Genomic DNA, 8,387 nt, shown 5'->3' on the forward strand with positions numbered 1-8,387 from the left:
GCCTTACGGTGGCCTGCGCATCGTCGCGCTCGGCGGGTTGGGGGAGATCGGCCGGAACATGGCCGTCTTCGAATACGACGATCAGCAGCCGGCCGTCGTATTTCACAGGGTGGGCAGGCCGATCCCGGCCGCGCGCACGGCGTCGAGGACCGAGGCGCCCTCGGCCACGTGCGCGGTCGTTCCGCCGACGCGCACCCTCACCCGTCCCACCCCGCGAGCCGGTCGCCGAAGGCGCGGACGAGGCTGTGCACGGCCGCCGGGACGCGCCGCCCGAAGGCGCACAGACTGGCCTCACCCATGACGCGGAGCAGCCGCTCGTACTCCGCGCCCGGCTGCCCGGCCCGGACGATCTCCAGGCCGCGGCGGGACCCGACGCGGCACGGCGAGCAGACCCCGCAGCTCTCGGCGGCGGCGAACTCCCACACGTGGCGCAGCACGTCCGCGGGGTCGATCCGCTGGTCGAAGGCGACCAGCCCGGCGTGTCCGAGCGCCGCCCCGCGCGCGGCCAGATCCGTCTCCGACAGCGGCACGTCGAGCTGGTCGGCGGCGAGGAAGCCTCCGAGAGGGCCGCCGACCTGGACGACGGTCAGGTCCGAGCCCTCGCGCAGGCCGCCGCCGAGCTCCTCGACGATCCTGAGCACGGGCGTGCCGACCTCGACCTCGTAACAGCCGGGCCGGGCGAAGCGCTCGGACAGGCAGACGAGCTTGGTGCCGGTCTCCGACGGTGTGCCGCGCGCGGCGTAGGCGTTCCCGCCGTGCTCGACGATCCAGGGGATCGCGGCCAGCGTCTCGACGTTGTTCACGACGGTGGGGGCGTCCCACAGGCCGTGCTGTGTCGGGTACGGCGGGCGCGGCCGGGCGCAGCCGCGCTCGCCTTCGAGTCCTGAGATGAGGGCGGTCTCCTCACCGGCCACGTAGGAGCCGGACCCCTCGACCACCTCGATGTCGAGATCGACGTCGGTGCCGTGGACGCGCCGTCCCAGATGTCCGTCGGCGCGGGCCTGCTCGACCGCCGTCCGCATGGTGGCCAGCGCGCGTGGGTACTCCGATCGGACCAGCACCACGCCACGGCTGCTTCCGCAGGCGAAGCAGGCCAGCGCGAGCCCCTCCAGCGCCCGTCCCGGGTCCGCCTCCATCAGCAGCCGGTCGGCGTAGGAGCCGGGATCGCCCTCGTCGCCGTTGGCGACCACCACCGTGCCGGGCGAACGTCCGGCGGCGGCCCATTTGGCGGCGACGGGGAACCCCGCTCCGCCGCGCCCGCGCAGCCCGGAGGCCGCCACCTCGCCGAGAACCCGCTCGGGCGTCCCGGCGCGCAGGACAGCGGGCCATGCCCGCCAGGCGTCCTGACCTTGGACGACGCCCGCCAGCACGACGGGAGCGCCGGTGACGTCGGTGGCGGGAATCGGCGGATCGCAGGGGAGTGCCAGGCCGGAGAGCTGCTCGGCGAGCGTCGCCCCCGTGCACGGCGTGTCGCCGTCGAGGCAGGCCGGACCGGCGTAGCAGTAGCCGAGGCAGCGGACGCCCTGCAGGGAGACCTCCCCGCCCGGGGTGACGTGATCGGTGGCGACGCCCAGCGCCTGCTCGACCTCGCTGACGTGCCCGCCCGCCCGAGCGGCGAAGCAGGCCGCCGCGGTGCAGACCCGTACGTGGCGCCGGCCGTGCGCGGCGGCCAGGTCGGCGTAGAAGGTGGCCGGCCCGAACGCCGAGGCCGCGGGCAGCCCGAACCGCCTGGCCGTTTCAGGAGCCCAGGTCTCGGCGGATGCGTGTCCGGCCACGGCGGCCTCGGTGAGGGCGTCGAGCAGCCGAACCCCTGGACGGCCGCGACGGTCCGCCAGGGCTCGGAACGCGTCGAACCGGCTGTGAGCACCCACGTTCCTCTACATGCACCCCTGGTCCTGGCCGCCACACCCCGGCGAGGGTCAGGGTTGGGCAAGGGGCCGTCCACGATCGTGCTGCGCGCTCCCGGACCACGACGTCCGCTCCGGCCCCGCGCATCGCCGCCTCCTGCGACCCGCCCCGGTCCAAGCCGACGACCAGCCCGAACCCGCCCCGGCGCCCCGCCTCGACGCCTGGGAGCGCGTCCTCCACGACCGCCGCCTCGCCCGCGGCCACCTCCAACCGGCGCGCGGCCTCCAGGAACAGCGCCGGATCCGGCTTACCCGGCAAGCCCAGCCGGGCCGCGTCGTCTCCGCCGACCACGACGTCGAACAGGCCGATCAAGCCCGCCGATGTGACGACCAGGCGGCAGTGCCTGCTGGCCGACACCACCGCCGTACGGCAGCCGCGCCGCCGCAGCTCGCGCACGAGGGCGACGGTCGAGGGGAACGCGGCCACCCCGTGCTGGGCGACGTGCTCGACGAACAGCGCGTCCTTGGCCATGCCGAGCCCGCGCACGGTCGCCGCGCCGTGCTCGTCGCCGGGGCCGCCCTCGGGCGCCGTGATCCCCCGGGAGGCCAGGAACACCCGCAGCCGTCGGACCGCGACCTGCCGTCCACATGGCGCGGGTAGTCGTCCCGGACGTCGAACGGCGCGGACCGCCCGCGCAGGAAGCCGTCGAAGACGTGCTTCCACGCGGCGGCATGCACCCGCGCCGTGTCGGTCACGACGCCGACGTCGCTGATGTAGGGACCGCGGCGTGAGGCCGCCTACTTCTTGGGGCGGGTGATGAATGAGGTGCTGACGACGGTGACGGCGAAGATCAGGGCGATGGCGACGATCGCCAGGCTCCATCCCATGACGGCGTCCATGTCGGCGGAGCTGACACCTTCAGGCCACTTCGCCATCGCCAGAGGTGACAGGGGCGAAAGTCCCGCGGAATCGCGACTTCGTGCTCGGGTACCCGGGCGCGTACGCCCTCATCCTGATGCCGAAAGCCTGAGAGAGAGGAGCCCGTCGATGCGATGGGACGAGATGTCGAAGAAGCAGCGGAGCTGGCTGCTGGTGCTGGCGTCCGCGGAGTTCGCGGCCACGACGGCCGCGGCGGTGGATCTCTGGTTCCGGCCACGGGCGGACGTACGGGGGCGCAAGGGGCTGTGGTGGCCGGCGATCTTCGTTCAGCCGGTCGGCCCTCTCGCCTACCTCCTGTGGGGACGGCGTCGCCGGTCATGATCTCGGCGTGGAAGCTGCTGGACCGTTTCCAGACCCGACTGGTGAACCCCATCGTCGGATGGCTGCTCCGCACGCCGTTGCACGACCTGCTGTCAAGGCGGGTCATGCTGCTGACGGTCACGGGCCGCAGGAGCGGGGCGGCCATCCGGCTGCCCGTCCAGTACGAACGGCAAGGCGACACGCTCACGGTGACGAGCAGGCCGTCGCGGCTGTGGTGGCGCAACCTCGAGGGCGGCGCGCCCGTGCGGATCACCCTGGACGGCGTACCCCGCGAGGGACATGCCGAGGTCGGCCGGGCCCCCGCGGGCCCGGTGACGGGCGGCTCGGGCACCAGCACGGCGATGCTGGCAACGGTCGTCGTGACGGTCCGCCTGACGACGGCGGCTCCGGCTCCCGCCGGCGCCCCCGCGCAAGTGGGGTGGCGCTGGATGCGTACGGTCACCTTGGGGGAGATCGTCGGCTTCTCTCTGCCCGCGCTCGTGGGCGCCCTGGTCGCCGGGCCCGCGTGGAGTGCGCTGGGCATCGAGCCGTTCCTGCGCGCCGCCGCGGTCGTCATGGCCGGGACCGTGGAGGGCGCCGTCCTCGGCCTGGCGCAGGCGTACGTCCTGCGGACAGCTCTGCCTGCGATCGCCACCCGCGATTGGGTGCGCGCGACGATGGGAGGAGCCGCCATCGCCTGGGGCGTGGGCGCGCTGCCCGTCCTCGATGACCGTGTGCTGGGCTGGCCGCCCGCCGTGCTCTCCCTGCTGGGGCTGACCTTGCTCGCCGCCATGGGGCTGCTGCAATGGCGGGTGCTGAGCCGTCACGTGCGCGCGGCGTTCTGGTGGGTGGTCGCGACCGCTGGGTCGTGGCTGGTCGCGCTGGGCGTGTTCATGCTGGTGACCACACCATTGTGGCAGGAAGGGCAGCCGGCGTGGCTGATCGTCGCCATCGGCGTGCTGGGCGGGGCCGCCATGGCGGTCACGGTGGCCGCGCTCACGGCCGTCGCGTTCGTACGTCTGCTCGCGCGGTCGATCAGCCCTCAAGAGCGCAGAAGCGGCGTCCACTAGATGGTTGAGTCCAAGGGGTCGGGGTGATCAGTGGTCGTAGCGGGTGAGTGATCTCTTGATCGGCTGGCCGGTGTGGTCGTTGTGCCAGATCGCCGCAGTCAGGGCCAAGACCTTGACGAAGATGCGGACGATGACGCCGGCCGGGGGCCGGCCACCATGTCGTTCGAGGTCGAGGTGGCCCTTGAAGGTCTGGTTGATCGACTCGATGGTCTGGCGTAAGGGCTTGAACAGCTGCGCGCCGGCTCGTTCGGCCTCACCCGCGCGGGCTGGGCGCAGCAGCCGCACCCCGCCCTCGGCCAGCTCCCGCTCGAAGGCACGGCCGTAGAACTGCCGGTCGGTGATGAGCGTCGGACGCCGATACTCGGCCAGTACCCGGGGAGCGGTGGCCAGCATGCCCAGCAGCACCTCGCGCTCATCGGCCTTGGCGCCGCTCAGCGCGAACAGCACCGGCAACCCGCCCAAGGTGCACACCAGGTGCAGGCGCAGCCCCCAAAAAGTAGCGGGAGTGGGAGGCGCAGTAGCCGTACTCGGCCCACCCGGCCAGCGCGCTGCGCCGCGCGGTCTGCCGACACCGAACGAACGGCAGCCTTGCACCCCGACCGGAGGAAGACATGCCCTGCGCGGTCAAGGACCGGCGGGGGTGGTGCTGACTGTAGTGCGGAGACACCCGCGCGTGGGATCGATCTTGAGCCGGTCGCGCCGACATGCTGAATGGCATCGCGACCACGTCATCAAGGGGGTTTCCCATGTCCCATCATCCTGCCGTCACCGTCCGCGGCGCCGCCGCGGTGCTGGTCCTCGCGCTGGGGGCCGCGAGCCCGGCCTCCGCCGACGTCGCTCCGCGGGGACGTCCGGGCGACGCCGTACGGACGGCGCTGGACGAGCTGGTCGGCGGCGGCGAGTTCGCCGGCGCGCTGGCCGCGGTGCGGGAGCCCGGCGGGCGCGGCCGGGACTACACCGCAGGCGCCGGCGACCTGGCCACGCGGGCGAAGGTCCCGGTCAACGGGCGGGTACGCATCGCCAGCGTCACCAAGACCTTCACCGCCACGGTCGTGCTGCAACTGGCCGGCGAGGGCAAGGTGGAGCTGGACGCGCCGGTCGAGACCTACCTGCCGGGGCTGGTGCGCGGCAACGGGTACGACGGCCGCCTGATCACCGTCCGCCGGTTGCTCCAGCACACCTCGGGCCTGCCCGACCACGGCAGGGCCATCGCGGGGACGTTCTTCGACAACCAGCACCGCTACTTCGAGCCCAGGGAGCTGGTCGACCTGGCGCTGGCGCAGAAGCCGCTGTTCGCCCCCGGCAAGGGCTGGAGCTACAGCAACACCGGATACGTCCTGCTCGGACTGCTGGTGCAGCGGGTCACGGGCCGGCCGATCGGCGTGGAGATCATCGACCGGATCATCACGCCGCTGGGACTCGATGACACCTACTGGCCCGATGCCGGCGAGCAGCGGATCCGCGGCGCCCACCCCAGGGCCTACAAGTCCAGAATCGGCAGGCCGGGTGGCGAGCCGGTGGACGTGTCCGAGATGGACCCGTCGCGGGGATGGGCGGCCGGGCAGCTGGTCAGCACGCCGCGGGACGTCAACCGGTTCCTGGGCGCGCTCGAGGGCGGCCGGGCGGCCACCGTCACCGCGACCGAGAAGTCCCTCACGGCGGAGGGCGACAAGCAGCTCGACTCCACTCTCGACACCGCCCTCTGCGCCAGGCGACAGCCGGCCGCGGGTCAGGCTCTGAGGTAGGCGAGCACGGCCAGGACCCTGCGGTGGCCGCTTTCGGAGGGTTGCAGGCCCAGCTTGGCGAAGATGTTCCTGATGTGCTTGTTGACCGCCCCCTCGCTGATCACCAGCCGCTCGCTGAGGTCGGTGTTGGACAAGCCCTCGGCCATGAGCGCGAGCACCTCCCGCTCCCGGGCGGTCAACGCGTGGAGGGGATCACCGGCCCGGCGGCGGACCAGGAGCTGGGCGATCACCTCGGGGTCGATCGCGGTCCCGCCCCCGGCCACCCGGTACAACGCCTCCACGAAGGACTGCACCTTGCCGACGCGCTCCTTCAACAGGTAGCCGACGCCCACGCCACCCTCGCTGAGCAGGGCGGAGGCGTAGGTGTCCTCGACGTAGGAGGACAGCACCAGGACGGGCAGCCCGGGCTGCGTCCGCCTGGCCTCGATCGCCGCGCGCAGGCCCTCGTCGCGGAAGTCCGGCGGCAGCCGCACGTCCACGATCAGCGCGTCGGGCTTCTCGGCCGCGACGGCGGCGAGCAGGTCGTCGGCGTTGTCGACGGCGGCCGGCACCTCGACGCCCTCGGCGGCCAGCAGCAGCGCCAGCCCTTCGCGCAGCAGCGCGTCGTCCTCGGCGATCACAACCCGCATGGCAACTCCACTTTCAACAGGGTCGGCCCGCCGGGCGGGCTCGTCAGGGTGCTCCGGCCGCCGAAGGCGGCGGCTCGGTGGTCGATTCCGGTCAGGCCGCTGCCTGCGCCGCTCTCGGCGCCGCCCACGCCGTCGTCCTCGATCTCCACGGTCAGCAGGCCGCCGTCCAGGTGCACGCGTACCGCCGCCTTGCCGGCGCGGCTGTGCTTGGCGACGTTGGTGAGCGCTTCGGCGACGGTGAAGTAGGCGGCCGCCTCGACGGCCGCGGGCAGACGGGGGAAGTCGGCGGTCTCGACGGCGCAGGGGACGGGGCTGCGCGCGGCCAGCGCGGTGAGCGCGCCGTCGAGCCCGTGTTCGGTGAGGACGGGCGGATGGATGGCCCGGATGGCGTCACGCAGGTTGACCAGGGCGTCGGAGGCGGCCTCATGGGCGCGTTCGGCCAGCTGCCGGGTGCCGTCGGGAGCGGTGGTCAGGGCACGTTCGAGCATGCCGAGGTGCATGACGACGGCGACCAGGCGGTTCTGCGTGCCGTCGTGGAGTGTGCGCTCGATACGCCTGAGCTCCTGCGCGTGGGCTTCGAGCGCCGAGGCCCTGGCCGCGGTCAGCATCGCCACCTGCTGCGCCAGCCGTACCCGGCCCACGGGTCTGAGCAGGCGGCGGCTGAGCCGTCCGGACAGGCCGGCGGCGGCCGGCAGGACCAGGCAGGCCACGCCCAGATAGCCCGCGGCGACGAACGGGCCGGTCAGGGCCAGCGGCCAGGAGTCGATGGCGTAGCCGAGCACCGACGGCGGGCTGCCCGGCGTGAGCCGCCACCACAGCGGCAGGGTGGCCGCGTTGAGCGCGGCCACGGGCAGGCCGAGCGCCAGGAAGCCGAGGACGACGCCGGTGAGGCCGTGCGCGAGGAGCCAGAGCACCTCCCGCGGCGTGGCGGGGTCGCCCACGGCCGCGCGCACGCGTACCTGCAGCGGCCCCTCAAGCGGCAGGTACGGCGGAGCCGGCACCCCCAGACGGCGGCGCTGCCCCCCGGCCAGCCGCCTGACCAGCCGCGTCACCGGCGGGATCAGGGGCAGGCCGACCCCGGCCAGGCTCAGCAGCGCGACGCAGACGACCAGCCAGAACAGCGGCAGTGCGAGCAGCGCGGCGCCGGACCCGAGGATCAGGAAGAGCGCGGCCTTCCGCGTGGCCGTCAGGACGTTCATGGCCGACATTCTGCATGGTGGTGCCCACACCACCATCAAGACGCCCATCGGTGGGATGTCGCCCTCTCACCCCTCGCTCCTACGTTTGGTGCGGTCCAGGGAAGATCGATGGGGGGCTGCGTTGGCGGTTCGGGTGGAGGAGCTCCACAAGACGTACGGGAAGGTGACCGCGCTCGACGGGGTCACGCTGGAGATCGCCGACGGCGAGTTCGTCGCGATGATGGGGCCGTCAGGGTCGGGCAAGAGCACGTTGCTGCATTGTGCGGCCGGGCTGGACACGCCGAGCTCCGGCCGGGTGTTCCTGGGCGGCGTGGACGTGACGGCGCTGGACGAGCCGGGCCTGGCCGCGCTGCGCCGGGAGCGGATCGGCTTCGTCTTCCAGGCCTACAACCTGCTGCAGGCGCTCGACGTCGCCGACAACGTCACCCTGCCGCTGCGCCTGGCCGGCCGCCCGGTGGATGAGGCGAGACTCATGGCCATCGCGTCCAGGGTGGGGCTCGGCGCGCGGCTGGGCCACCGCCCGGCCGAGCTGTCCGGCGGCCAGCAGCAGCGGGTGGCGCTGGCCAGGGCGCTGATCAGGCGCGAACGGCACCACCGTCGTGCCGGACATCCTGGCCAACGCGGGCGGGGTGATCGTGTCCTACCTGGAGTGGGTGC

At 73.2% G+C, this 8,387-nt stretch carries 8 protein-coding genes and 3 pseudogenes; 5 read left to right on the forward strand and 6 right to left on the reverse strand.

The genetic code is table 11. The features are described 5' to 3' along the window. Positions 1-197 precede the first annotated feature (197 nt). From ACWCSD_RS41635 to ACWCSD_RS41645, 3 genes are all read right to left on the reverse strand, one after another. Entirely contained in the window at positions 198-1,775 is a 1,578-nt protein-coding gene (locus tag ACWCSD_RS41635; RefSeq protein ID WP_449923224.1) for an NAD(P)H-dependent oxidoreductase subunit E, read from the reverse strand. Continuing rightward, positions 1,738-2,463, reverse strand: a complete 726-nt coding sequence (locus ACWCSD_RS41640) for an HAD family hydrolase (protein ID WP_449923227.1) — start codon at positions 2,461-2,463, stop codon at positions 1,738-1,740. Before ACWCSD_RS41640 ends, ACWCSD_RS41635 begins: the two co-directional genes overlap by 38 nt. A 182-nt stretch (positions 2,464-2,645) precedes the next feature. Continuing rightward, positions 2,646-2,783 carry a hypothetical protein gene (locus ACWCSD_RS41645; protein ID WP_449923230.1) on the reverse strand — a complete coding sequence of 46 codons (138 nt, stop codon included), beginning with the start codon at positions 2,781-2,783 and terminating at the stop codon, positions 2,646-2,648. Between the two features lie 112 nt (positions 2,784-2,895). On the opposite strand from ACWCSD_RS41645, the gene ACWCSD_RS41650 reads away from it, so the two are divergent. Next, positions 2,896-3,108, forward strand: a complete 213-nt coding sequence (locus tag ACWCSD_RS41650; RefSeq protein WP_449923233.1) for a PLDc N-terminal domain-containing protein — start codon at positions 2,896-2,898, stop codon at positions 3,106-3,108. Next, the gene (locus tag ACWCSD_RS41655) at positions 3,105-4,157 is read left to right on the forward strand and encodes a nitroreductase/quinone reductase family protein (RefSeq protein WP_449923236.1); all 1,053 of its coding nucleotides are present in this window, start codon (positions 3,105-3,107) and stop codon (positions 4,155-4,157) included. The genes ACWCSD_RS41650 and ACWCSD_RS41655 overlap by 4 nt, the downstream gene beginning before the upstream one ends. Before the next feature lie 27 nt (positions 4,158-4,184). Here ACWCSD_RS41655 and ACWCSD_RS41660 read toward each other — a convergent pair. Then, positions 4,185-4,731: pseudogene (locus ACWCSD_RS41660) on the reverse strand (transposase); the annotation flags it as partial. A gap of 172 nt (positions 4,732-4,903) precedes the next feature. On the opposite strand from ACWCSD_RS41660, the gene ACWCSD_RS41665 reads away from it, so the two are divergent. Then, complete coding sequence (locus tag ACWCSD_RS41665; RefSeq protein WP_449923239.1) at positions 4,904-5,902, forward strand: serine hydrolase domain-containing protein; 999 nt, start codon at positions 4,904-4,906, stop codon at positions 5,900-5,902. On the opposite strand, the gene ACWCSD_RS41670 is transcribed toward ACWCSD_RS41665, so the two are convergent. Together ACWCSD_RS41670 and ACWCSD_RS41675 are read right to left on the reverse strand one after the other, a co-directional pair. Further along, entirely contained in the window at positions 5,887-6,531 is a 645-nt protein-coding gene (locus tag ACWCSD_RS41670; RefSeq protein WP_449923242.1) for a LuxR C-terminal-related transcriptional regulator, read from the reverse strand. The genes ACWCSD_RS41665 and ACWCSD_RS41670 overlap by 16 nt on opposite strands. Further along, positions 6,519-7,730 (reverse strand): sensor histidine kinase, encoded by a 1,212-nt coding sequence (locus tag ACWCSD_RS41675; RefSeq protein WP_449923245.1) that lies wholly within the window; start codon positions 7,728-7,730, stop codon positions 6,519-6,521. Before ACWCSD_RS41675 ends, ACWCSD_RS41670 begins: the two co-directional genes overlap by 13 nt. A 220-nt stretch (positions 7,731-7,950) precedes the next feature. Between ACWCSD_RS41675 and ACWCSD_RS41680 the strand changes: the two are divergent. Together ACWCSD_RS41680 and ACWCSD_RS41685 are read left to right on the forward strand one after the other, a co-directional pair. Beyond that, positions 7,951-8,256, forward strand: a pseudogene (locus tag ACWCSD_RS41680) (ATP-binding cassette domain-containing protein); the annotation flags it as partial. Positions 8,257-8,317: 61 nt separating this feature from the next. Next, positions 8,318-8,387 (forward strand): annotated as a pseudogene (locus ACWCSD_RS41685) (hypothetical protein); the annotation flags it as partial.

The organism is Nonomuraea sp. NPDC001684 (genome assembly GCF_053596515.1).

What these genes read in the sequence shown, in the direction of transcription:
- ACWCSD_RS41675 (WP_449923245.1), bottom strand. Translation starts at nt 7,730, where the DNA reads ATGAACGTCCTGACGGCCACGCGGAAGGCCGCGCTCTTCCTGATCCTC.
- ACWCSD_RS41670 (WP_449923242.1), bottom strand. Translation starts at nt 6,531, where the DNA reads ATGCGGGTTGTGATCGCCGAGGACGACGCGCTGCTGCGCGAAGGGCTG.
- ACWCSD_RS41645 (WP_449923230.1), bottom strand. Translation starts at nt 2,783, where the DNA reads ATGGCGAAGTGGCCTGAAGGTGTCAGCTCCGCCGACATGGACGCCGTC.
- ACWCSD_RS41655 (WP_449923236.1), top strand. Translation starts at nt 3,105, where the DNA reads ATGATCTCGGCGTGGAAGCTGCTGGACCGTTTCCAGACCCGACTGGTG.
- ACWCSD_RS41665 (WP_449923239.1), top strand. Translation starts at nt 4,904, where the DNA reads ATGTCCCATCATCCTGCCGTCACCGTCCGCGGCGCCGCCGCGGTGCTG.
- ACWCSD_RS41650 (WP_449923233.1), top strand. Translation starts at nt 2,896, where the DNA reads ATGCGATGGGACGAGATGTCGAAGAAGCAGCGGAGCTGGCTGCTGGTG.